This is a genomic window from Streptomyces sp. ITFR-6 (assembly GCF_031844725.1).
Classification (GTDB): Bacteria; Actinomycetota; Actinomycetes; order Streptomycetales; family Streptomycetaceae; genus Streptomyces.
On sequence record NZ_CP134612.1, the window covers coordinates 6483591 to 6506248 of the forward strand.

Annotated in this window: 20 protein-coding genes; 11 read left to right on the plus strand and 9 right to left on the minus strand. The window is 70.9% G+C overall.

All coding sequences use genetic code 11. The features are described from left to right. Nucleotides 1-147: 147 nt before the first annotated feature. Nucleotides 148-1734, plus strand: coding sequence for a Na+/H+ antiporter (locus RLT59_RS29480; RefSeq protein WP_311306211.1), 1587 nt, complete (start codon nucleotides 148-150; stop codon nucleotides 1732-1734). Between the two features lie 42 nt (nucleotides 1735-1776). Here RLT59_RS29480 and RLT59_RS29485 read toward each other — a convergent pair whose 3' ends face one another. After that, nucleotides 1777-2898, minus strand: a complete 1122-nt coding sequence (locus tag RLT59_RS29485) for a mechanosensitive ion channel family protein (protein WP_311306212.1) — start codon at nucleotides 2896-2898, stop codon at nucleotides 1777-1779. A gap of 36 nt (nucleotides 2899-2934) precedes the next feature. On the opposite strand from RLT59_RS29485, the gene RLT59_RS29490 reads away from it, so the two are divergent. Further along, nucleotides 2935-3513 carry a dienelactone hydrolase family protein gene (locus tag RLT59_RS29490; protein WP_311306213.1) on the plus strand — a complete coding sequence of 193 codons (579 nt, stop codon included), beginning with the start codon at nucleotides 2935-2937 and terminating at the stop codon, nucleotides 3511-3513. A gap of 90 nt (nucleotides 3514-3603) precedes the next feature. Here RLT59_RS29490 and RLT59_RS29495 read toward each other — a convergent pair whose 3' ends face one another. From RLT59_RS29495 to RLT59_RS29505, 3 genes are read right to left on the minus strand one after another with little or no spacing between them, the layout of a single operon-like run. Beyond that, on the minus strand, nucleotides 3604-4419 hold the full coding sequence (locus RLT59_RS29495; protein ID WP_311306214.1) for a DsbA family protein: 816 nt from the start codon (nucleotides 4417-4419) through the stop codon (nucleotides 3604-3606). Between the two features lie 50 nt (nucleotides 4420-4469). Further along, nucleotides 4470-5201: a hypothetical protein gene (locus tag RLT59_RS29500; protein WP_311306215.1), complete on the minus strand. Its 732-nt coding sequence runs from the start codon at nucleotides 5199-5201 to the stop codon at nucleotides 4470-4472. A 60-nt stretch (nucleotides 5202-5261) separates the two neighbouring features. Then, nucleotides 5262-6587, minus strand: coding sequence for a DUF2252 domain-containing protein (locus RLT59_RS29505; RefSeq protein WP_311306216.1), 1326 nt, complete (start codon nucleotides 6585-6587; stop codon nucleotides 5262-5264). Nucleotides 6588-6767: 180 nt separating this feature from the next. On the opposite strand from RLT59_RS29505, the gene dnaE reads away from it, so the two are divergent. Further along, entirely contained in the window at nucleotides 6768-10304 is a 3537-nt protein-coding gene (gene dnaE / locus RLT59_RS29510; protein WP_311306217.1) for a DNA polymerase III subunit alpha, read from the plus strand. 96 nt (nucleotides 10305-10400) lie between these two features. Here dnaE and RLT59_RS29515 read toward each other — a convergent pair whose 3' ends face one another. Continuing rightward, a complete protein-coding gene (locus RLT59_RS29515) occupies nucleotides 10401-10580 on the minus strand; it encodes a hypothetical protein (protein ID WP_311306218.1) in 180 nt (59 codons plus the stop codon). 229 nt (nucleotides 10581-10809) lie between these two features. Here RLT59_RS29515 and RLT59_RS29520 point away from each other — a divergent pair, with 229 nt between their 5' ends. From RLT59_RS29520 to RLT59_RS29535, 4 genes are all read left to right on the plus strand, one after another. Next, entirely contained in the window at nucleotides 10810-12126 is a 1317-nt protein-coding gene (locus RLT59_RS29520) for an NYN domain-containing protein (RefSeq protein ID WP_311306219.1), read from the plus strand. A gap of 154 nt (nucleotides 12127-12280) precedes the next feature. Continuing rightward, complete coding sequence (locus RLT59_RS29525; protein ID WP_311307899.1) at nucleotides 12281-13255, plus strand: ABC transporter ATP-binding protein; 975 nt, start codon at nucleotides 12281-12283, stop codon at nucleotides 13253-13255. Between the two features lie 85 nt (nucleotides 13256-13340). Then, a complete protein-coding gene (locus RLT59_RS29530; RefSeq protein ID WP_311306220.1) occupies nucleotides 13341-14201 on the plus strand; it encodes an ABC transporter permease in 861 nt (286 codons plus the stop codon). 34 nt (nucleotides 14202-14235) lie between these two features. Continuing rightward, nucleotides 14236-14997 (plus strand): ABC transporter permease, encoded by a 762-nt coding sequence (locus RLT59_RS29535; RefSeq protein ID WP_311306221.1) that lies wholly within the window; start codon nucleotides 14236-14238, stop codon nucleotides 14995-14997. A 73-nt stretch (nucleotides 14998-15070) separates the two neighbouring features. Here RLT59_RS29535 and ybaK read toward each other — a convergent pair whose 3' ends face one another. The 4 genes from ybaK to RLT59_RS29555 all read right to left on the minus strand — a co-directional run bounded on the left by ybaK (nucleotide 15071) and on the right by RLT59_RS29555 (nucleotide 19241). Continuing rightward, nucleotides 15071-15574 carry a Cys-tRNA(Pro) deacylase gene (gene ybaK / locus RLT59_RS29540; protein ID WP_311306222.1) on the minus strand — a complete coding sequence of 168 codons (504 nt, stop codon included), beginning with the start codon at nucleotides 15572-15574 and terminating at the stop codon, nucleotides 15071-15073. Between the two features lie 22 nt (nucleotides 15575-15596). Continuing rightward, nucleotides 15597-16340 (minus strand): LON peptidase substrate-binding domain-containing protein, encoded by a 744-nt coding sequence (locus tag RLT59_RS29545; RefSeq protein ID WP_311306223.1) that lies wholly within the window; start codon nucleotides 16338-16340, stop codon nucleotides 15597-15599. Between the two features lie 5 nt (nucleotides 16341-16345). Then, nucleotides 16346-17383, minus strand: coding sequence for a hypothetical protein (locus RLT59_RS29550; RefSeq protein WP_311306224.1), 1038 nt, complete (start codon nucleotides 17381-17383; stop codon nucleotides 16346-16348). Nucleotides 17384-17639: 256 nt separating this feature from the next. Next, complete coding sequence (locus RLT59_RS29555) at nucleotides 17640-19241, minus strand: oxidoreductase (protein ID WP_311306225.1); 1602 nt, start codon at nucleotides 19239-19241, stop codon at nucleotides 17640-17642. Nucleotides 19242-19418: 177 nt separating this feature from the next. Between RLT59_RS29555 and hisD the strand changes: the two genes are divergently transcribed. Genes hisD through RLT59_RS29575 form a run of 4 tightly spaced genes read left to right on the plus strand, consistent with a single transcriptional unit; the run spans nucleotide 19419 to nucleotide 22646 of the window. Further along, nucleotides 19419-20741, plus strand: coding sequence for a histidinol dehydrogenase (gene hisD / locus RLT59_RS29560; RefSeq protein WP_311306226.1), 1323 nt, complete (start codon nucleotides 19419-19421; stop codon nucleotides 20739-20741). Next, nucleotides 20738-21883: a histidinol-phosphate transaminase gene (locus RLT59_RS29565; protein WP_311306227.1), complete on the plus strand. Its 1146-nt coding sequence runs from the start codon at nucleotides 20738-20740 to the stop codon at nucleotides 21881-21883. The genes hisD and RLT59_RS29565 overlap by 4 nt, the downstream gene beginning before the upstream one ends. After that, nucleotides 21880-22482, plus strand: a complete 603-nt coding sequence (hisB, locus tag RLT59_RS29570; RefSeq protein WP_311306228.1) for an imidazoleglycerol-phosphate dehydratase HisB — start codon at nucleotides 21880-21882, stop codon at nucleotides 22480-22482. The genes RLT59_RS29565 and hisB overlap by 4 nt, the downstream gene beginning before the upstream one ends. Next, nucleotides 22479-22646: a CG2302 family histidine operon protein gene (locus tag RLT59_RS29575; RefSeq protein ID WP_199884395.1), complete on the plus strand. Its 168-nt coding sequence runs from the start codon at nucleotides 22479-22481 to the stop codon at nucleotides 22644-22646. Before hisB ends, RLT59_RS29575 begins: the two co-directional genes overlap by 4 nt. The last annotated feature ends 12 nt before the right edge of the window (nucleotides 22647-22658 follow it).

Below are 22658 nucleotides of genomic sequence, written 5' to 3' on the forward strand. Positions count from 1 at the left end.
GGCTGACGGCAGAAACATCGGAGGAATGATCGGTCAGGAGAGCTGTGCGGAGGGGGTGTTGCCGGGATTACGCGCCTTGCATGGCAGGCTGGAACCCCGTATCGGCCGATCACCGAGGCCGGTTCGCCGCGCTCGGAAGGCACCTTCGTGGACCAAATGGCCCTGTTGCTCCTGCTGTTGCTCGGAGCGGTGGTGACTGTGCCACTGGGGGACAAGCTGGGGCTGCCCGCGCCGGTGCTGATGACGCTCGCGGGCGTCGGAATGGCCTTCCTCAGCTTCGTGCCGAATGTGGACATCCCGCCCGAGATCATCCTTCCAGCGCTGCTTCCGCCACTGCTCTACGCCTCCGTGCAGCGCACCTCCTGGCGGCAGTTCGCCGCCAATAAACGACCGATCTTTCTGCTGGCCGTGGCGCTGGTCTTCCTGACGACGGCGGCGGTGGCCGCGGTCGCCAACGCGATCGTCCCCGGGCTGCCGATCGCCGCCGCCGTCGCACTCGGCGCGCTCGTCGCACCGCCCGACCCGGTCGCGGCGACCGCCGTCGCCGGTTCGGTCGGGCTGCCCCGCAGGCTCGTCTCCATCCTGGAGGGCGAGGGGCTGTTCAACGACGTGACCGCGATCGTGCTCTACCACGTGGCGATCGCGGCCGCGGTGAGCGGCACCTTCTCGCTCCCGGAGGCGTTCGGACTGCTGATCCTGTCCGCCGTCGTCGCGGTGGCGGTGGGCGTCGCGCTCGGCTGGCTCACCATCAAACTCATGGGCCTGCTCGGCGATGCGACGCTCCAGGTCGGACTCACCCTGCTGGTGCCGTTCGTCAGCTACGTGCTCGCCGAGGAGCTGATGGGCTCCGGCGTCCTCGCCGTCCTCACCACCGCGCTCTTCCTCGCCGAGCACACCGCCGACGCCGACGACGTGCTCGGCCGGCTCACCGGCCGCACCTTCTGGGAGATCGTCGACACCCTCGTCACCGGCGTCGCCTTCGGACTGATCGGCCTCGAACTGCACAACGTCTTCGGCACGGCCGACGGGCGGGAACTGCGGATGGCCGGCTGGGGGCTGGCCGTCGTCGCGGTCGTCGTCGGGGTCCGCCTGCTCTATCTGCTCCCCGCGACCTGGCTGGCCAAGCGGCTGCACACCCGCCGCGACGTCAGCGAGGAGATCCCCACCGGCTGGCGGGAGACCGTCGTCATGTGGTGGGCCGGGATGCGCGGGGTGGCGTCGGTCGCGCTGGCCCTCGCGATCCCGCTGAAGACGGACGACGGAAAGCCGTTCCCCGGCCGCGACGAGATCGTCTTCATCGCCTTCGCCGTGATCATGGTCACCCTGGTCTTCCAGGGCCTGACCCTGCCGTGGCTGGTGCGCAAGCTGCGGGTCAAGGCGGACACCGACGCGGAGGAGGCACTGGAGAAGGACCTCGCGATCCGGGCCGCCAGGGCCGCCAAGCAGCGGCTCAAGGAGATCCAGGAGGTCGAGGAGTTCCCCGAGGACGTCGTGGAACGGCTCCAGCGCCTCGCCTACGACGTGGGGGCCCGGATCAGCCCCGACATGGTCGACGACGAGCGCCGCGAGGCGTACGCGAAACGCACCGAGCGGTTCAAGGCCGTCAGCCGCATCCAGCGGGAGATGATGTCGGCCGCCCGCCACGCGGTGCTCGCCGCACGCAACGAGGCCGGGGCCGACCCCGAGATCGTCGACCGGGTGCTGCGGCAGCTGGACGTACGCAGCCTGCGCTGACCCGCGCCCCTGGCCGGTGACCCATGCCCCGGACGGGCCCGGTCAGCCGCGCCCGGTGCGCGGCGCCCTGTCCCGGGCCGCCGGCTTCCCGTTCGGGTGGGTGCTGACCGGCCACCCGTCCTGCGGCGGCAGCGCCGCGGGCGCCGTCGCGATGCGGGGCAGGGCGTACGGATGGTGATCGCGCAGCCAGCCGATCAGCTGCTCCCGGACCGCGCAGCGCACCGTCCAGATGTCGTCCGCGTCCTTGGCGGTGACCACCGCGCGCACCACGACGGTCGACGGGGTGGTGTCGGTGACGGCCAGCGACCAGTTCCGGCCGTCCCACGCGGCGCACTCGCCCAGGATGTCCCGCAGTTGCTCACGCATCGCGGCGACCGGCGCCGAGTGGTCCAGGTGGAAGAAGACCGAACCGGTCATCTGGGCCCCGCCGCGTGACCAGTTCTCGAAGGGCTGGCTGGTGAAGTACGAGACCGGCATCGTGATCCGCCGCTCGTCCCAGGTCCGTACCGCGAGGAAGGTCAGCGTGATCTCCTCGATCGTGCCCCACTCCTCGTCCACCACCACGGTGTCCCCGATCCGCACCATGTCACCGAACGCGATCTGGAGGCCGGCGAAGAGGTTGCCGAGCGTGGACTGGGCGGCGACACCGGCGACGATGCCGAGCACACCGGCGGAGGCCAGCATCGAGGTTCCGACCGCGCGCATGGCCGGGAACGTCAGCAGCATCGCGGCGACCGCGATCGTCGTCACGATCGCGGTGACCACCCGCTGGATCAGCGTCACCTGCGTCCGGACCCGCCGCACCCGCGCCGGGTCCTGGGTGTTCGCCGCGTAGCGCGCGTACACCGAGTCCACCACCGCGATGGCGATGCGCAGCACCAGCCAGGCGGAGGCGCCGATCATCACCAGTGTCAGCGCCTGGCCGATGCCCTTGCGGTGGTCGGTGATCAGGTCGAGCCCGGTGTGGGTGTAGCCGGCCCGCAGCAGCGCGGTGCACAACGTGAGCTGGAACGGTATGCCGCAGCGCCGCAGCAGACCCCACAGCGGGGTCTCGTGATGGCGCCCGTCGGCCCGTCTGAGCAGCAGGTCCACCAGCCGGCCGGCCAGCAGCGCGATCGCTACCGAACCGCCGATGGTGATCAGCGGACGCAGGAGGCTCTCCATCTGTCGTTCTCCAAGCTTTCGACGGTAAATGGCACCATGGGCCTCATGAACATCATGCTTTTCCACTCGACGTACGGCCTGCGCCCCGCGGTGCACGCGGCCGCCGACCGGCTGCGTGCAGCCGGGCACGAGGTGCGGGTTCCCGATATCTTCGCGGGGCACACCTTCGAAACCGTCGAGGAAGGACTGGCCTACCAGCAGGAGACGGGCAAGGAGGAGCTGCTCAAGCGGGCTGTGCTGGCCGCCGCGCCCTACTCCGACTCCCGGCTGGTCTACGCCGGTTTCTCCTTCGGCGCGTCCGTCGCCCAGACGCTGGCGCTCGGGGACGCGAAGGCGCGCGGGCTGCTGATGTTCCACGGCACTTCGGACATCGCGGAGAGCGCCTCTGTGGACGAGCTGCCGGTACAGCTGCATGTCGCGGACCCGGACCCGTACGAGACGCACGACTGGCTGAACTCCTGGTACCTCCAGATGCGGCGGACCGGTGCCGACGTCGAGATCTACCGCTACCCCGGCGCGGGGCACCTCTTCACCGACGCCGAACTGCCGGACTTCGACCAGGCCTCCGCCGAGCTGGCCTGGAAGGTCGCGATCGGTTTCCTCGCCACGCTGTGACGAGCACGCCGTGAATACCCCGAAGGGCCCCGCGCGGAACACTGCGCGGGGCCCTTCTGCGGTGCGGATCGTGCGCGGATCGCGGGCGGGTCAGCCCTTCAGCGCCGCGGTGATCGCGGTGTTGAAGTCCGCCACGCTCATCGGCGCGTTCTTGTTGTCCGCGCCGGTCAGCGTCTTGCCGTCCATCTTGAGCGTCGGGGTGCCCTGCACGCCGCTCTTGTCGAAGGCCGCGGACATCTTCATCGCCCAGGTGTCGAACTTGCCGTCCTTGACGCTCTTCTCGAACCCGCTGTTGCCCTTCAGCGCGTCCACCGTGTCGGCGATCTTGAGGAGGTAAGAGTCGTCCTTGAACTTGTCCTCGGTCTCCGAGGGGTGGTACTTCGCGGAGTAGAGCGCGTACTTGTAGTCGAGGAAGGCCTCGGGGCTCACGTCGAGGGCGGCGCCCAGCGCGCTCAGCGCGTTCTTCGAGCCCTCGCCGTTGTCGCTGTTGTCGATGAACGTGGCACCGACGTACTTGATCTTGTACTTGCCGGCGTCGACGTCCTTGTGGACGGTCTCACCGACCGTCTGCTCGAACGTGGCGCAGATCGGGCAGCGGGAGTCCTCGTACAGCTCCAGGGTCTTCTTGGCGGTCGACTTGCCGACGACGACGGTCGTGCCGTCCTTGCCCGAGGTGTTCTTCGGCACGGTGACGTTCTTCGCGTCGGCCACGTCGTCCCAGTGGTCCGGCTTGTTCAGCTGCATCACGCCGTAGCTGACGCCCGCGGCGATCGCGAGGACGGCGACGATCGAGACGCCTACGACGACCTGCCGGCGGGTCTTGTCCTTCTTGGCCTGGCGCTCGCGCTCGGCGCGCAGCCGCTCGCGGGCGGCGGACTTGTTGGCCTGGCTGTTGCGGTTGCTCATGTGTCTGTTCTCCGTGGGATGCGTGGTCGTGCGTGGTCGGGGACTCGTGCTCAGGCGGTGGCGCAGGCCGAGCGCGGCGGTCCCCTCCGTCCCACGGAGTGCACGAGGAGGCGGGCCGGTGCGTGCGCGTGCGGGCCGCGCGGCGCGGGCCGGACCGGACGGCGTACCCGGTGACGGGCCGTCCCCGCCACGGCGACCGCGACCAGCAGCGGCCGGAACGCCAGCAGCGCGAACGCGCCCAGCAGTCCGGCGAGCGCCAGCTCACCGCGGTGCAGCCAGGCGGCGGCGAGCAGCCCGACGGTGACATGGGCGGCCAGCAGCAGCCACGGCACCAGCGGCCCCGGGGAGGCCAGCAGCGCGGCTGCGCCGTGCCCGGAACCCGTCACGGAGGCGAGCGGGGTGCCCACCCCGCCGACGCCGGCGAACGCCGTCGCGCCCGCGCCGACATCACCGCCGCCGCAGAACACATCGACGCCCACCGAACGCAGCGGGCCGGTGATCGGGCCGCCCGCCGCCCCGTAACAGAGGTGCTGACCGGAGGTGAAGACGGTGTCGGCGGCCAGCTCCAGCGGCACCAGCAGCCCGGCGATCGCCCCGAAGCCGCGCTCCCGGCCGGCCAGCGCGTACGCCACGGCGAAGACCCCGCCGGCCAGTACCGCCAGGAGCGGCAGCGGCAGCGGGACCTGGGAGAGCAGCACGTGGGACGCAGCCGACAGCGTCACGACGAGCGCCGTGAAGAGCGCCGCGCGCACGAGTCTGAGCTGCGTCCCGGATATGTCCATCGTCGAGGAGTGTCGCATGCCAACCTGTAAGCGAGCCCTAAAGTCGCTGCCCTCCCATAATCACAACCCCGGGATCCGGCCGTTGCGGAACAGGTCCACGAAGATCTGGTGGTCGGCGCGGGCCCGTGCGCCGTAGCTGTGGGCGAAGTCCACCAGCAGCTCCCCGAAGCCCTCCTCGTCCGCCGAGATCGCGGCGTCGATCGCCCGCTCGGTGGAGAACGGCACCAGCGAGTGGCCGCTCTCGTCGTCCGCCGCGGAGTGCATCGTCGCCGTCGCCCGGCCGAGGTCGGCCACCACCGCCGCGATCTCGTCGGGCTCGTCGATGTCGGACCAGTCCAGATCGACCGCGTACGGCGAGACCTCCGCGACCAGCTGTCCAGAGCCGTCCAGCTCGGTCCAGCCCAGCCACGGGTCGGCGTGCGCCTGGAGGGCACGCTGCGAGATCACCGTGCGGTGCCCCTCGTGCTGGAAGTAGTCGCGCACCGCGGCGTCCGTGATGTGCCGGGAGACCGCGGGGGTCTGCGCCTGCTTGAGGTAGATCACCACATCGTTCTCCAGGGCGTCGCTGTTGCCCTCCAGAAGGATGTTGTACGAGGGCAGCCCAGCCGATCCGATGCCGATCCCGCGCCTGCCGACGACGTCCTTGACCCGGTAGGAGTCTGGCCGGGTCAGGCTCGACTCCGGCAGCGTCTCCAGATAGCCGTCGAATGCCGCGAGCACCTTGTAGCGCGTCGCCGCGTCCAGGTCGATCGCGCCGCCGCCGTCCGCGAAGCGGCGCTCGAAGTCACGGATCTCGGTCATCGAGTCGAGCAGCGAGAACCGGGTCAGCGCGCGGGCGTCACGCAGCGCGCCCAGCAGCGGACCCTCCGCGGTGTCGAGCGTGAAGGGCGGCACCTCGTCGTTCTTCGCGCCCGTCGCCAGCGCGTGGATCCGCTCGCGGTAGGCAGCGGCGTAGACCCGGACGAGCTCGGTGATCTGCTCGTCGCCCAGCGCCTTCGCGTAGCCGATCAGGGCGACGGAGGCGGCGAAGCGCTTGAGGTCCCAGGTGAACGGGCCCACATAGGCCTCGTCGAAGTCGTTGACGTTGAAGACCAGCCGGCCGTTGGCGTCCATGTACGTGCCGAAGTTCTCCGCGTGCAGATCGCCGTGGATCCACACCCGGCCGGTGCGCTCGTCGAGGTACGGACCGCCGTGCCGCTCCCGCTCCAGGTCTCCGTAGAACAGGCAGGCCGTACCCCGGTAGAACGCGAAGGCCGAGCCCGCCATCTTGCGGAACTTGACCCGGAAGGCGGCCGGATCGGCGGCCAGCAGCTCACCGAAGGCGGTGTCGAAAACCTCTAGGATCTGCTCCCCGCGCTGCGCTGCGCCGGTCTGCGTTTCCGACATCTCTGGGTGCCTCCTGGTACCTGGCGTGTGTGACGACGTACATGACAAATGGGACGGGCGTCCTCGCCCTTTCAACGCGCGACCGTATCGCGGAGTGCCCGTCACTCGTGACCCGGGAGACGTAGACTCCCACGCTGTCCCCCCAGCCGACATTCGCAGTTTCCCCGGAGGCACAGCGCCGTGACCAAGCCGCCTTTCACGCACCTTCACGTCCACACCCAGTACTCGCTGCTGGACGGTGCCGCGCGGCTCAAGGACATGTTCGAGGCGGCGAACACGATGGGCATGTCGCACATCGCGATGACCGACCACGGCAACCTGCACGGCGCCTACGACTTCTTCCATTCGGCCAAGAAGGCCAATGTGACGCCCATCATCGGGATCGAGGCGTACGTCGCCCCGGAGTCGCGCAAGCACAAGCGGAAGATCCAGTGGGGCCAGCCGCACCAGAAGCGCGACGACGTCTCCGGCTCCGGTGGTTACACCCACAAGACGATCTGGGCGTCCAACGCCAAGGGCCTGCACAACCTCTTCAAGCTGTCCTCCGACGCCTATGCCGAGGGCTGGCTGCAGAAGTGGCCGCGGATGGACAAGGAGACGATCTCCCAGTGGTCGGAAGGCCTGATCGCCTCCACCGGCTGCCCCTCCGGTGAGGTGCAGACCAGGCTCCGGCTCGGCCAGTTCGACGAGGCGGTGCAGGCGGCCTCCGACTACAAGGACATCTTCGGCGCGGGCAAGTACTTCCTGGAGCTGATGGACCACGGCATCGAGATCGAGCGCCGGGTCCGTGACGGGCTCCTCGAAATCGGCCGCAAGCTCGACATCCCGCCCCTAGTCACGAACGACTCGCACTACACCTACGCCAACGAGGCGACCGCGCACGACGCGCTGCTGTGCATCCAGACAGGCAAGAACCTCTCCGACCCGGACCGCTTCCGCTTCGACGGCACCGGCTACTACCTGAAGACGACGGACGAGATGTACGCCGTCGACTCCTCGGACGCCTGGCAGCAGGGCTGTGCCAACACCCTGCTGGTCGCGCAGCAGATCGACACCACCGGGATGTTCGAGAAGCGCGACCTGATGCCGAAGTTCGACATCCCCGAGGGCTTCACGGAGATCACCTGGTTCCAGGAGGAGGTCCGGGTCGGGATGAATCGGCGCTTCCCCGCCGGTGTCCCGGAGGACCGGCAGAAGCAGGTCGAGTACGAGATGGACATCATCATCCAGATGGGGTTCCCGGGGTACTTCCTGGTCGTCGCGGACTTCATCATGTGGGCGAAGAACAACGGCATCGCGGTCGGCCCCGGCCGTGGTTCCGCCGCCGGATCGATCGTCTCGTACGCGATGGGCATCACCGACCTCGACCCGATCGAGCACGGGCTGATCTTCGAGCGCTTCCTCAACCCCGAGCGCGTCTCCATGCCCGACGTCGACATCGACTTCGACGAGCGCAGGCGCGTCGAGGTGATCAGGTACGTGACCGAGAAGTACGGCGCCGACAAGGTCGCCATGATCGGCACCTACGGCAAGATCAAGGCCAAGAACGCGATCAAGGACTCCGCCCGCGTCCTCGGCTACCCGTACGCGATGGGCGACCGCCTCACCAAGGCCATGCCCGCCGACGTCCTCGGCAAGGGCATCGACCTCAACGGCATCACCGACCCCAAGCACCCGCGTTACAGCGAGGCGGGCGAGATCCGGGGGATGTACGAGAACGAGCCGGACGTCCAGAAGGTCATCGACACCGCCAAGGGCGTCGAGGGCCTGGTCCGGCAGATGGGCGTGCACGCCGCGGGCGTCATCATGTCCAGCGAGCCGATCGTCGACCACGCCCCGCTCTGGACGCGGCACTCCGACGGCGTGACCATCACGCAGTGGGACTACCCGCAGTGCGAGTCGCTCGGCCTGCTCAAGATGGACTTCCTGGGGCTGCGCAACCTGACGATCATGGACGACGCCATCAAGATGGTGAAGTCCAACAAGGGCATCGACCTGGAGATGCTGGCCCTCCCGCTGGACGACCCCAAGACGTACGAGCTGCTCTGCCGGGGCGACACGCTCGGGGTGTTCCAGTTCGACGGCGGGCCGATGCGTTCGCTGCTGCGCCAGATGCAGCCCGACAACTTCGAGGACATCTCCGCTGTCTCGGCCCTGTACCGGCCGGGCCCGATGGGCATGAACTCGCACACGAACTACGCCGAGCGCAAGAACGCCCGCCAGGAGATCACTCCGATCCACCCGGAGCTGGAGGAGCCGCTCAAGGAGGTCCTCGGCCTCACCTACGGCCTGATCGTCTACCAGGAGCAGGTCCAGAAGGCCGCCCAGATCGTCGCCGGGTACTCGCTCGGCGAGGCCGACATCCTGCGCCGCGTGATGGGCAAGAAGAAGGCCGACGAGCTGGCGAAGAACTTCGTCCTGTTCGAGGCCGGTGCCAAGAAGAACGGCTTCTCCGACGCCGCGATCAAGGCGCTGTGGGACGTGCTGGTCCCGTTCGCCGGATACGCCTTCAACAAGGCGCACTCCTCCGCGTACGGCCTGGTCACCTACTGGACCGGCTATCTGAAGGCCAACTACCCGGCCGAGTACATGGCGGCGCTGCTGACCTCGGTCAAGGACGACAAGGACAAGTCGGCGGTCTACCTCAACGAGTGCCGCCGCATGGGCATCAAGGTGCTCCCGCCGAACGTCAACGAGTCGGAGTCGAACTTCGCCGCCCAGGGTGACGACGTCATCCTGTTCGGGCTGACGGCCATCCGCAACGTCGGCCAGAACGTCGTCGACTCGATCATCCGGTGCCGCAAGACGAAGGGGAAGTACAGCAGCTTCCCCGACTTCCTCGACAAGGTCGAGGCGGTCGTCTGCAACAAGCGGACCGTGGAGTCCCTCATCAAGGCCGGCGCCTTCGACGAGATGGGCCACACCCGCAAGGGGCTCGTCGCCCACCACGAACCCATGATCGACAACGTGGTGCAGGTCAAGCGCAAGGAGGCCGAGGGGCAGTTCGACCTCTTCGGCGGCGGCGAGGAGGACAGCGACGAGCCGGGCTTCGGGCTCGACGTGGAGTTCTCCGACATCGAGTGGGAGAAGTCCTACCTGCTGGCCCAGGAGCGCGAGATGCTCGGGCTGTACGTCTCCGACCACCCGCTCTTCGGCATCGAGCACGTCCTGAGCGACAAGTCCGACGCCGCGATCTCACAGCTCACCGGCGGAGAGCACAGCGACGGCGCGATCGTCACCATCGGCGGCATCATCTCCGGCCTCCAGCGCAAGATGACCAAGCAGGGCAACGCCTGGGCCATCGCCACCGTCGAGGACCTGGCCGGTTCCATCGAGTGCATGTTCTTCCCCGCCACCTACCAGCTGGTCTCCACCCAGCTCGTCGAGGACACCGTGGTGTTCGTCAAGGGACGGCTCGACAAGCGCGAGGACGTGCCCCGCCTCGTCGCCATGGAGATGCAGGTCCCCGACATCTCGAACGCGGGCACCAACGCCCCCGTGGTGCTGACCATCCCCACGGTCAAGATCACCCCGCCCATGGTCAGCCGGCTCGGCGAGGTGCTCAACAGCCACCGCGGCGACACGGAGGTGCGGATCAGGCTCCAGGGCCCCCGCAAGACCACGGTGCTCCGGCTCGACCGGCACCGGGTGAAGGCCGACCCGGCGCTCTTCGGAGACCTGAAGGTGCTGCTCGGCCCGTCCTGCCTGGCCGGCTGAGCCGCCGGACCGTCACACACGCACGGGAGGGGCGCCCCGCGAAAGCGGGAGCGCCCCTCCCGGCTACCGGCCTGTGGCCGTACCGGAGAAGTCCGGTCAGTTGTGGCCGAAGCGCCGCTGATGCTTACGCGCAACATCGGCAGGGCTGCCCTGGGACTGGGCCTGAGGCTGGTTCTGCGACTCGAAAGCCGTGGACCGTGCCTCCTGCGCACCGCGCTCCGACTCGGTAGCGCGGTCCTGCTGGCTGCCCTGCTTGCGGTTCTTGTTCTTGGCCATGGTGTTCCTCCTTGGGGGACTCTCGGGGCCAGGACCACAATCAAATTCACATAATCGGATAAACATCGCATGTTGGATCATTACCGTGCGTAGTGAGGGGGTATGATGCGCCGTTTTCCGGATCCGCCACGCCGATGATCGAGTTCCACCCGTTAACCCCCGCGTGGTCGGGCAGACTCGAAGAAAACCCCTGACCTGAGTGGACCCGTTCCCGAATTCCTGGAAGAGGGTGGAACGCGTGGACCGTTGCGTCGTCCTGGTGGACGCCGGTTACCTGCTGGGCGCGGCCGCCAGCCTGCTGGCCGGAGAGCCCGCCCGTTCCCGCATCACCGTCGACCACGCCGCCCTGATCCAGGGGCTGAGGGAGCGGGCGGAGGCCGATACGGAACAGCCGCTGCTGCGGATCTACTGGTTCGACGGCGCCCCCGACCGGGTACCCCAGCCCGAGCACCGCAGACTGCGCGTCATGCCGCGGGTGACGGTCCGGCTGGGCGCCCTCACCCGCAGTGACGGGCGCTGGGCGCAGAAGGGGGTCGACGCGGCGATGCACGCGGAGCTCACCGAGCTCGCGCGCAACCGCGCCTGCTCCGACGTGGTCCTGGTGACCGGCGACGGCGATCTGCTCCCCGGACTGATGTCCGCCAAGGAACACGGCGTGGCCGTCCACCTCTGGGCGGTCCAGGCCGCCGACGGCGACTACAACCAGTCGGAGGACCTCGTCGCGGAGGCCGACGAGCGGCGCGTGCTCGACCGGGCCTGGATCACCCGCGCCGTACGCGCCAAGGAGACCGGCGGCCCGTGCGCGCCGCCGCCCGCCGCGCGGAACTCCGAGATCGCCGCGATCCTCTCCGCCCCGCTGCCCGAATCCGCCCTCGCGGCCTCCGCGGAGCGGGCCACAGAGGTCCAGGCGGAGGCCGCCCGAGCCGGTGCGCCGGAGCCGTCGGAGGATTCCGCCCCGCACACCCCGCACAGCCACCCGGGCCGAGGCGTCCCCACCCCGAAGGACCTCGCCGGCACCCTGCGCGGCCCCGGCGCCCAGCCCGCCCAGCAACCCGCCCCGCCGCCCGCCAACGCCACCCTGCGCTGGTCCTCCGACCGGGGCTGGGTGGAGCGCGGCGGCCCCCTCGGCGAGCCCCCGGAGACCGCGTCCCTCCCGACGCTGGCCCAGATCACCAGCGCGGAACAGCGCTGGGCGGACCGCGAGGAGGACATCACCACGGTCGGCGGGGACCCCTTCGAGGTGGGCCAGGTCTTCGCCCGGCGCTGGATGGAGCGGCTGCCGGAGACCCTCCACCTCCAGAAGCTGTCCACCATGTACCCCCGCGTCCCGCACCGCATCGATGGCGAACTGCTCCGGTACGCGGCCCGGTTCGGGCTGCTCGCGCACAAGGACGACCAGATCGACGAGCACGACCGGTACGCGATCCGGGCCGGGTTCTGGCGCGAGATCGACGTACGGGCAGCGGCGGAGCCCGCTTCGCCGCTGCCCGAGAAGCACGCTCCGCCGGTGGCCCGCACGGAGAAAGCGGCACCGGCCGGAGACTGAGCCCGCATCGGGGGCCGGGGCGCTCAACCCTTCCGCGGATTGTCGCGTTGATGCCACATCGTCGCGGCCCCGGGCGTCATGGGGGCACCCGGACCCCGTACTCTCGTACCTCGTGAGTACGGGCACAGCACAGGCGCAGACGGCGAGCGGCACCGTGTGCGCGGTGCGTGATCTGGTCAAGACCTACCCGGCGGCCCGGGGCAGGCGCGGCAGGCCCGCCACCCCCGAGGTACGCGCCACCGACGGCATCAGCCTGGACGTCCGGCGCGGTGAGATCTTCGGACTGCTCGGGCCCAACGGCGCCGGCAAGTCCACCCTCGTACGACAGCTCACCGGGCTGATGCGGCCCGACTCCGGCAGTGTCGACATGCTCGGCCACGACCTTGTGCGCCACCCCGAGCGGGCCTCCCGGCTGCTCGGCTACCTCGGCCAGGAGTCGACCGCGCTGGACGAGCTGACGGTGGCGCTCGCCGCCGAGACCACCGGACGGCTGCGCGGACTGCCGGTACGGGACGCCCGCGCAGAGCGCGATGCCGTACTCGACGAACTCGGCCTCACCGAACTCGCGGGCCGGCCCCTGAAGAAGCTCTCCGGCGGGCAGCGGCGGCTCGCCTGTGTCGCGGCCGCGCTGGTCGGGGAGCGGCCGGTGCTCATCCTCGACGAGCCGACGACCGGCATGGACCCCGTCGCCCGGCGTGCCGTCTGGGCGGCTGTCGACCGGCGGCGGGCCGAGCGCGGCGCGACGGTGCTGCTGGTCACCCACAACGTCATCGAGGCCGAGACGGTCCTGGACCGGGTCGCCGTCATCGACCGGGGCAAGGTCATCGCCTGCGACACCCCGGCCGGGCTCAAGGAGCAGGTCGCCGGTGAGGTCAGGGTGGAGCTGGTGTGGCGCGAACGGGCCCCGCTCGATGTGCCGGAGGTCGCCGCGCTGCGGGGATCCGCGCAGGAATCAGGACGCCGCTGGGTGCTGCGGCTCGGGCCCGACGAGGCACGGGCCGCGGTCGCCGCGGTGACCGGCGGGGCGGCCTTCGCCGCGCTCGACGACTTCACCCTGGCGACGCCCAGCCTGGAGGATGTCTATCTGGCGCTCGGCGGCGGCGCGACCAGGGGACTGGTGAAGTCATGACCGCGACGCGTGCGACGAGCGGCGCGGCCGGAACGGACCGGTGCGGGCGTGCGGCCGGGCAGGGACCGAACAGGAGCAGCGCCAGGTGACGAGCATCGTTCGCGCGGAGGCGGTGTCCGGGCAGCCGGCCCGCTCCGTATCGTCGGGCAGGGCCGACCGGGACGCTTCCGCCGACGGCCGGAGCACGCGGGCCGCGGAGCTCGCCCCGAGGGCCAGGCTCTTCCCCTCGCTCTCGGCGGTCTACCGGGCCCAGCTCTCCCGGGCCAGGGTCGCCCGCATCCCGCTGCTCTTCGTGGCGACCTTCCAGTCCGTCGGGATCATGGTCCTGATGCGCGGGGTCGTCGACGGCGGCTCGGAGGCGCGGGCCGTCGTCGCCGGGGCCAGTGTCCTGGTCGTCGCCTTCGTCGCGCTGAACCTGCTCGCCCAGTACTTCGGGCAGCTCCGGGCCGGCGGAGGGCTCGACCACTACGCGACGCTGCCCGTGCCGCCCGCCGCCGTGGTGCTCGGGGCGGCCGGGGCGTACGCCTCCTTCACCGTGCCCGGCACCATCGTCACAGCGGTGACCGGCAGTGTGCTCTTCGGTCTGCCGATGACCCATCTGTGGGTGCTCGTCGCCGTCATCCCGCTCTCCGGCGCGGCCCTCTCCGGGCTCGGCGCCGCGCTCGGGCTGCTCGCGCCCCGGCAGGAGCTGGCCACGCTGCTGGGGCAGCTGGGCATGTCCGCCGCCCTGCTGCTGGGCGTGCTCCCGGCGAACCGGCTGCCGGAGCCGATCGGCTGGGCGCGCGATCTGCTGCCCTCCACCTACGGGGTCGAGGCGCTCGCCCGCTCCTTCGACGCCCACCCCGACTGGGCCGTCGTCACCCTCGACCTGGCCGTCTGCGCCGTCGTGGGCGTCCTCTCGCTGGCCGTGGCGGCCTGGGCGTACCGCAGGGCAGCGGTCCGGTGAGGCGCGGCACAGGGACGCCTGGCACGATGGCACGGTGACAGCACCTCTGACGCCGCCGCACCAGCCCTCGCCCCACGAGCCGTGGCAGACGCCGCAGAAAGGGGGCGGCCCCGGCGGTTCCCATCCCAGGAACCTGCTGGAGTCGCCGGAGGAACGGGATCTCCGTACGGATCTGCGCCGGGCCGGGATCGTCTGCGCGGCCGTGACGGTCGCCGGGGTCGCGCTCGGACTGCTGTGGCTGTGGCTGGCGCCCCGGGTGCCGCTGATCTCCGACAACACCGCCGTCTTCCTGAGCGACAGCGAGGGCGAGGAGGCGATCGGGGCCGACGGAACGTTCGCGCTGCTCGCGCTGGCGTTCGGCGCGGTCTCCGCGGGCCTGGCCTTCCTCTTCCACCGGCGGGGCGGGGTCGTGCTCGTCGTGGGCCTCGCGGTGGGCGGCGTGCTCGGCTCGGTGCTGGCCTGGCAGCTGGGGACCCGGCTCGGGCCGACCGACGACGTGGTCGCCCACGCGCGCGAGGTCGGCAAGGGCGTGATCTTCGACGCGCCGCTGGAGCTGCACGCGAAGGGGGCGCTGCTGGCGTGGTCGCTGGCGGCGATGGCCGTGCACCTGGGGCTGACGGCGATGTTCGGGCCGCGGGACCCGGAGCCGGAGTGGGGGGTCTACCACGGGCCGGGCGGCGCGCCGGTGTACGGGGCCGCGCCGTCGTCGGGGGCCGGGCCGTCGGGCGGGCAGCCGGGCGGGCCCGCCGCAGGTCCGTCGGCGCCCGAGCCGCCGGTGCCGCCTGCGGGGTCGTAGCGGGGTTCCGGCCCGGACCCCCGGTCCTCAATCGCCGGACGGGCTCGATCCGGCCTGATCCAAACGAAAGGCCCTAACCCCGGCCGATGGGTGCGAACACCGCGTCCGTCAGGGCTGCCAGATCTTCCGGGGACAGTTCGACCTCCAGCCCGCGGCGCCCCGCCGAGACGCAGACCGTGCCATGGGCCCGTGCCGACGCGTCCAGCACCGTGGGCAGCCGCTTGCGCTGGCCCAGCGGGGAGATGCCGCCCAGGACGTAGCCCGTGGTCCGCTCCGCCGCCGCCGGGTCCGCCATGGCCGCCCGCTTGCCGCCGACGGCCGTCGCCAGGGCCTTCAGGTCCAGGGAACCGGCGACGGGGACGACCGCGACGGTCAGCCGGCCGTCCACGTCGGCCACCAGGGTCTTGAACACCCGGTCGGGGGAGACGCCCAGCGCCTCTGCCGCCTCCTCGCCGTAGGAGGGGGCCGCCGGGTCGTGCTCGTAGGCGTGCACCGTGAAGGGCGTACCGGCCGCGGTCAGCGCGACCGTGGCGGGGGTGGAGCCGGACTGGGGCTGCTTCTTCGGCTTCTTCGCCACGGGGGAGTGGCCCTCCGGTCGCTCAGTTGGGGTGGGTCGGGGCCCGGGTCAGCTCCACCGCGGGCAGCGACGGCAGGTGCCGGATGACGGCGGTCTCCGAACGCAGCAGCGTCAGCTCCTCGCGGAGCCGGGTCGCGGTGTCCGGGGCCTGGAGCAGCCGCTGCTTGGCAGGGATGTCCAGTACGGCCGCCGCGGCGACCAGGTACGAGATGACGGCCGGGTCGTCGGGCAGGTCCGCCCCGGTGGTGAGGGAGCGTTCGCTCGCGCCCGCCAGCCGCTTCTGGTAGCTCCGGAAGGCCCGCAGGACGCCCTCGGCGAGCGCGCCCGCGTCCTCGCCCGGATCCTCCTCCAGCTCTTCGAGCTCAGCCGTCAGATACGGGCCGTCGGCGTCCACGGAGAGCACCCGGACCCGGGTGGTGCCGGTCGCCAGGACCTCGAAGCTGCCGTCGGAGCGCTCCCGGATCTTCGCCGCGTCGGCGATACAGCCCACCCGGTGGAACGTCTGGACGGGATCGGGGCCGAAGCCGTCCGCCGGACCGCGCTCGGCCGGAACGCGGCCGGGGTCGGGCATTCCGGTGGCCGTCGGAGCGGTCTCGCGGCCGTCGCGGATGGCGACCACGGCGAAGCGGCGCGGTTCGTCCTCATCGGCCTTCAGGAGTTCGCGCATCATGGCGCGATAACGCTCCTCGAAGACGTTCAGCGGCAGCACGAGGCCGGGGAACAGCACCGCGTTCAGCGGGAACAGAGGCAGGCGGGCGGTGGTCACAACGGTCAAGCGTAATGGCCGCGGGCCCGTCCTCGGTCGGCCCGGTGTCGCAAGGGCGTCACAGACGCCACCTGGAGCCTGGTGCCGTCGCGTGCGTCGAGGAACCGGCCGAGCGGATCGTCGGACACGGAGGACCACGGGAACGACGCCGCGTGGGGTCCGATCTGCCGGAACTGTTCCAGCGCCTCGTCCCACCGCCCACGTGCCACCAGCACGTACGCGAGCAGGTTGCGGACCTCGGCCGGCCACGGATCGCCCGGAGCGAACGCGGTGGAGAGCGAGATCGCCAGATCCGCGGCCCGGTCGATCCGTTCGACCTGCACCGAGGTGGTCCGCACGTCCGGCCCCTCGGTCAGCACGGCGAAGGCCGCCCGCAGCGGCAGCGCCTGCACCAGGGAGCTGGACAGCGAGTCCTCCGCGGCCCGCTCCGCGAAGTCGAAGCACTCGCGGTGCGAGCCGTACCAGGCGGCGGAGAGGTACTGGAGGGCGGCGACGTGGCAGCCGTAGTGGTGCGTGGAGCGCTGTACGGCCTGCTCCCACAGCGCCTCGAACGTGGTGTGCGTGGCCCGGGTGCCCCGGGCGTGGTCGAGCGCGAGGCGCCAGGGCACCGGATCGCGCGGGTCGCACTCCGCGGCGGCCGTGATCATCGGCCCCACCTCGCGGAGCTGTTCCGCGCGGGCGGGCGACTCCCAGCCGCGCAACAGGGCCAGCTGGGCCTTGACGAGCAGCGCGTCGGGGTCGTGCGGGGCGGTGGCCAGCCAGTTGCCCAGCCAGCCGTCCCGGTTGCGGGCGAACGCCACGAGCCGCTTCAGATAGCGGTCCCGGCTCTCCCACTCGCCCGCGTCCCTGGTGGTGGCGAGCAGCTTCGCGGCCGGTTCGTACTCCCCGAGCGCGGCGGCGACCAGCGCGGGCGACAGCCGGTCGTCGGGGGCGTCGAGCATCACCGCATGGTCCGCGGGCAACCCGGTCGACAGTTCCGGGGTGTGCCGGACCATGCGCGCGGTACGGAGCAGAGCGCGGAGGAAAGGCATGGTGCAGACCATTGAAAAGCGCTGGTGGGAGCGGCGCCAGAGGGGCGCTGTGAAACTTTGGTGGCGAGTGAAAGGGTTGCCCGGCAGATGGCCAAGAAAGAGTAAAGGAAAATGCGGAATCTGGCCTGTTCTTGTCGCTCGGGGAGCAGTCGGGAGCAGCCGCGAGCGTCCGGGAGGAGTGGCCGCAGGGGTGTGTTCCGGCGCCCTTCCACCCGCTCGTGGAGCGGGCGGAAGGGCGCCGGCCGGGCGCGGCGGGGCCGCTCCGCGGTCAGCTCCGGCTCAGCAGCCGGGAGGCCCCTGCCGCGACGGTGGTGGCCAGTATCCAACCCAGCATGATCAGCGCGGCCGCCACCCATTGCCAGCCGCCCTCCATCAGCCAGTAGCCGTCCTGGCCGAGATTGATCACCGGCACCAGCAGATCCAGCGCGTACAGGGCCGGGTTCCACTCCGGGTGCTCGCTCCCCTTGATCGACGCCGGCTGGTAGCGCGAGAAGGCCACCGCTCCCGCCGCCCACAGCACCGCCATCCACACCGCGGCCCGCCCCGGCCGGTAGCCGTACGCCACCGTCCAGTCCTGGAGGTAGCCCCAGAGCTTCGCGGCGGGCGGCAGGGTCTCCCGGCGCCGCCGCTGCTTGGCGAGCAGCACCTCGCGGGCGTCCGCGTCCTCGCCGCTGTTGCGGAGCACCGCGGCCAGTCGCTCATACGGCTCCGGCACGTACTCCGGGGTCGCCGCCGCCACCCACTCCAGCCGCCGGGAGAGCGGGAAGTGCCCGTACGGGACGAGGTTCTCGTACACGAACCCGCCCATCGCCAGACCGCCCGGACCCGGCCAGCTGGTCGACACGTCGATCAGCGTGACGATCTTCGCCCCGTTCAGCACCACCCGGCCCTGGGTCGGGCGCTCCGGGTTGAACCGCAGCTCCGGAGCGATTATCCGGCGCAGCGACAGCTCCTCGTGGCCGACCAGGATGAAGACGGCCTTGTGCAGATCGACGGCGTCCCCGAACCGCCCGTCGTCCAGCCGCACCCCGCCGCGGCACCGGAAGACCTGCGCACGGGTGCCGTGCGCGGGCGTCGGGGACAGGGGGATCCCGTACGGGGGAGTGTTGCCCTGGTTCCCGGTGTCCACGCTGACCCAGGCCTCGCTCATGTACAGCGTCCGCTCCACGCTGAGCTGCGGGGCGTTCAGCGCGCGGAGCCCCTGCGTGGCTCGGAGCCGGCTGCCGCGCAGACTCAGCGAACCGCCCACCTTCGCCCCGCGCAGGCTCAGCTCGCCGAGCGTCTCGATCATCTCGGCCTGGAGGTCCTGGGCGACGGTGAGCCCGTCACCGATGAACGCCCGGCCCTGCCGGTCGGGGCCGATGCCGATCTGGTTGATCAGCAGATCCGTGCCGATCTGCGCGTCCGTGAGCCGGATGCCGCGCTCGACCCGGCAGCGCGGCAGATGGAGATCGCCCTCGGTGCGCAGCCGGGCCGCGTCCAGCCGGGGGATCGCGCACCCGACCATCCGCAAGGTCGTGAAGTGGCACTCGGGGAGCACCACTTCCTGCTCGAATCGGCAGTCGGTCAGCTCCACGTACGGCTCCACCCGGCCGCCCGCGAGATCCAGCTTCCCGGTGATCCGTACGCCACGGAGCTTCAGCGCGGCCACCCGGCCGGGCCTGGCCTTGGGGCCGCTCAGCAGCAGCCGGGCGACGACCCGGGCGCCCACACTGCGTTCGAGGCCCCAGGCGAGCGGGGCGAACGGATCGTTGAGGGCCGCGTCACGGGCGCGCAGATCGTAGGTGGTCCCGTTCCTGAACGACTGCCACATGCCCAGCTCGGCTGCGCTGAGGTCGTCCGGAAAATCCCCGTCGTGCGGTTCGGTCACCGACGCCCCTTTCACTCGGAGCTTTGGGCCGACCAGCACATCGGGGGTCGGTCCGTAGTCCCGTTATTCCCTCTGAGTGACCGAATGAACGCTAATAGTCAGCCGTGACAGCGAGGGCATGTATCAGCCAGTGATACGGGCGTCCGGGCCTCTGGGGCGGTCTGAGAGAATTGGGCGGTGATCTCTCGAATCGATCTGCGCGGCGATGCCCTCCCCGAGGGCGGCGCCCTGCGCGACCTGCTGCCCCGTGCCGAGTTCGACGTGGAAGCCGCCCTGGAGACGGTGCGGCCCATCTGCGAGGACGTACGCCATCGTGGCTCCGCGGCAGTGATCGACTGGGGGGCGAAATTCGACGGGGTGCGGATCGGCTCGATCCGGGTCCCGGCCGAGGCGATCGGCGAGGCGCTGGAGCGGCTCGACCCCGCCGTGCGCGCCGCCCTGGAGGAGTCGATCCGCCGCGCCCGGCTCGTCCACCGCGAGCAGCGCCGCACCACGCACACCACCCAGGTCGTCCCCGGCGGCACCGTCACCGAGAAGTGGGTGCCGGTCGAGCGCGTCGGGCTGTACGTGCCGGGCGGACGCTCGGTCTACCCGTCCTCCGTCGTGATGAACGTGGTCCCCGCCCAGGAGGCGGGCGTCGAGGGCATCGCCGTCGCGTCCCCGCCGCAGAAGGAGTTCGGCGGACTGCCGCACCCCACGATCCTGGCCGCCTGCGCCCTGCTGGGCGTGGACGAGGTCTACGCCGCCGGCGGCGCCCAGGCCGTCGCGATGTTCGCGTACGGCACCGAGGACTGCCTGCCCGTCGACCTCGTCACCGGCCCCGGCAACATCTACGTCGCCGCCGCCAAGCGCCTCCTCAAGGGCCGTATCGGCATCGACGCCGAGGCCGGGCCCACCGAGATCGCGATCCTCGCGGACGCCACCGCCGACCCGGTGCACGTCGCCGCCGACCTGATCAGCCAGGCCGAGCACGACCCGATGGCCGCCGCCGTGCTGGTGACCGACTCCGAGGAGCTGGCCGCCGCCACCGAGGCCGAGCTGAAGCCCCAGGTCGCCGCGACCAAGCACGTCAGCGACCGCATCGAGCCCGCGCTCGCCGGCCGGCAGTCCGCGATCGTCCTGGTCAACGACCTGGCGGACGGCCTCAAGGTCGTCGACGCGTACGCCGCCGAGCACCTGGAGATCCAGACCGCCGACGCCGCGGCCGTCGCGGACCGGGTCCGCAACGCCGGAGCGGTCTTCGTCGGCCCCTGGTCGCCCGTCTCGCTCGGCGACTACTGCGCCGGCTCCAACCACGTACTGCCCACCGGCGGCTGCGCCTGCCACTCCTCCGGACTGTCCGTGCAGTCCTTCCTGCGCGGCATCCACATCGTCGACTACACCCGCGACGCACTGGCCGAGGTCACCCACCACGTCGTGACGCTCGCGGAGGCGGAGGACCTCCCCGCCCACGGCGCCGCGCTGAAGGCCCGGTTCGGCTGGAAGGTTCCGCAGCAGTGACGAACGACAGCACCACGCGAACCGGCACCCCCGCGCGGACCCGTATCGACGACCTCCCCATCCGGGACGAACTGCGCGGCCAGTCCCCGTACGGCGCGCCGCAGCTCGACGTACCGGTCCGGCTGAACACCAACGAGAATCCGTACCCGCTCCCCGAGGCGCTGGTCGACCGGATCGCGGAGCGGGTCCGCGAAGCCGCCCGTGACCTCAACCGCTACCCCGACCGGGAAGCCGTCGAGCTCCGCACCGAGCTGGCCCGCTACCTCAGCCGCACCGCCGGACACCAGGTCGGTCGCGCCAACGTCTGGGCGGCCAACGGCTCCAACGAGGTGCTCCAGCAGCTGCTGCAGACCTTCGGCGGGCCGGGCCGCACCGCGATCGGCTTCGAGCCCTCGTACTCCATGCACGCCCTCATCGCCCGGGGCACCGGAACCGGCTGGATCTCCGGGCCGCGCAACGAGGACTTCACCATCGACGTGGACGCGGCCCGCGCGGTCATCGCCCGGGAACGTCCCGACGTCGTCTTCATCACCTCGCCCAACAACCCCACCGGCACCGCGGTCGACGCCGGGACCGTCCTCGCACTGTACGACGCCGCGCAGGCCGCGAAGCCGTCGATGGTCGTGGTCGACGAGGCGTACGGCGAGTTCAGCCACCACGCCTCACTGCTCCCGCTGATCGAGGGCCGCCCCCGCATGGTGCTCTCGCGCACCATGTCCAAGGCGTTCGGCGCCGCCGGACTGCGGCTCGGCTACCTCGCCGCGGACCCCGCCGTCGTGGACGCGGTCCAGCTGGTCCGGCTCCCGTACCACCTGTCCTCCATCACCCAGGCCACCGCGCTCGCCGCCCTGGAGCACACCGATACGCTCCTCGGGTACGTGGACCGGCTCAAGAGCGAACGCGACCGGATTGTCACCGGGCTGCGCGCCCAGGGCTTCGACGTCACCGACTCGGACGCCAACTTCGTCCAGTTCGGCCGCTTCGCCGACAGCCACACCGCCTGGCAGCACATCCTCGACCGGGGCGTCCTGGTCCGGGACAACGGCGTACCGGGATGGCTGCGGGTCTCCGCAGGGACCCCGGCAGAGAACGACGCGTTCCTCGATGCGGTACGCGAACTCAAGAAGGAGCACGACGCATGACTCGCGAGGCCCGCGTAGGAAGAGTGGAGCGGACCACCAAGGAAACCTCCGTGCTCGTCGAGATCAACCTCGACGGCACCGGCAAGGTCGATGTCGCGACCGGGGTCGGCTTCTACGACCACATGCTCGACCAGCTCGGCCGCCACGGACTCTTCGACCTCACGGTCAAGACCGACGGCGACCTGCACATCGACTCGCACCACACCATCGAGGACACCGCCCTCGCGCTCGGCGCCGCCTTCAAGCAGGCCCTCGGCGACAAGGTCGGCATCTACCGCTTCGGCAACTGCACCGTCCCGCTGGACGAGTCGCTCGCCCAGGTCACGGTCGACCTCTCCGGCCGCCCGTACCTGGTGCACACCGAGCCCGAGAACATGGCGCCGATGATCGGCGAGTACGACACGACGATGACCCGGCACATCCTGGAGTCGTTCGTCGCCCAGGCGCAGATCGCCCTGCACGTCCACGTCCCGTACGGGCGCAACGCCCACCACATCGTGGAGTGCCAGTTCAAGGCGCTGGCCCGTGCCCTGCGTTACGCCAGCGAGCACGACCCGCGTGCGGCCGGAATCCTCCCCTCCACGAAGGGCGCGCTGTGACCGGCCTCAACACCATCCTGATCCTGGTCGGCCTCTTCCTGGCCGGCGGGGTCTACTCCTTCTCGAAGCAGGGCATGCCCAAGGGCGTCATCGTGCTGCTCTCCATCGGATCCCTGATGTGCCTGGTCGCGGGCGTCATGCGGATCCAGGGACTCTGGGACTAGGGGCGCCGCGTG

Coding starts and splice junctions, on each gene's coding strand:
- RLT59_RS29490 (WP_311306213.1), top strand. CDS start 2,935: ATGGGCCTCATGAACATCATGCTTTTCCACTCGACGTACGGCCTGCGC.
- RLT59_RS29550 (WP_311306224.1), bottom strand. CDS start 17,383: ATGGTCTGCACCATGCCTTTCCTCCGCGCTCTGCTCCGTACCGCGCGC.
- RLT59_RS29515 (WP_311306218.1), bottom strand. CDS start 10,580: ATGGCCAAGAACAAGAACCGCAAGCAGGGCAGCCAGCAGGACCGCGCT.
- hisB (WP_311306228.1), top strand. CDS start 21,880: ATGACTCGCGAGGCCCGCGTAGGAAGAGTGGAGCGGACCACCAAGGAA.
- RLT59_RS29505 (WP_311306216.1), bottom strand. CDS start 6,587: ATGTCGGAAACGCAGACCGGCGCAGCGCAGCGCGGGGAGCAGATCCTA.
- RLT59_RS29485 (WP_311306212.1), bottom strand. CDS start 2,898: ATGGAGAGCCTCCTGCGTCCGCTGATCACCATCGGCGGTTCGGTAGCG.
- RLT59_RS29500 (WP_311306215.1), bottom strand. CDS start 5,201: ATGGACATATCCGGGACGCAGCTCAGACTCGTGCGCGCGGCGCTCTTC.
- RLT59_RS29495 (WP_311306214.1), bottom strand. CDS start 4,419: ATGAGCAACCGCAACAGCCAGGCCAACAAGTCCGCCGCCCGCGAGCGG.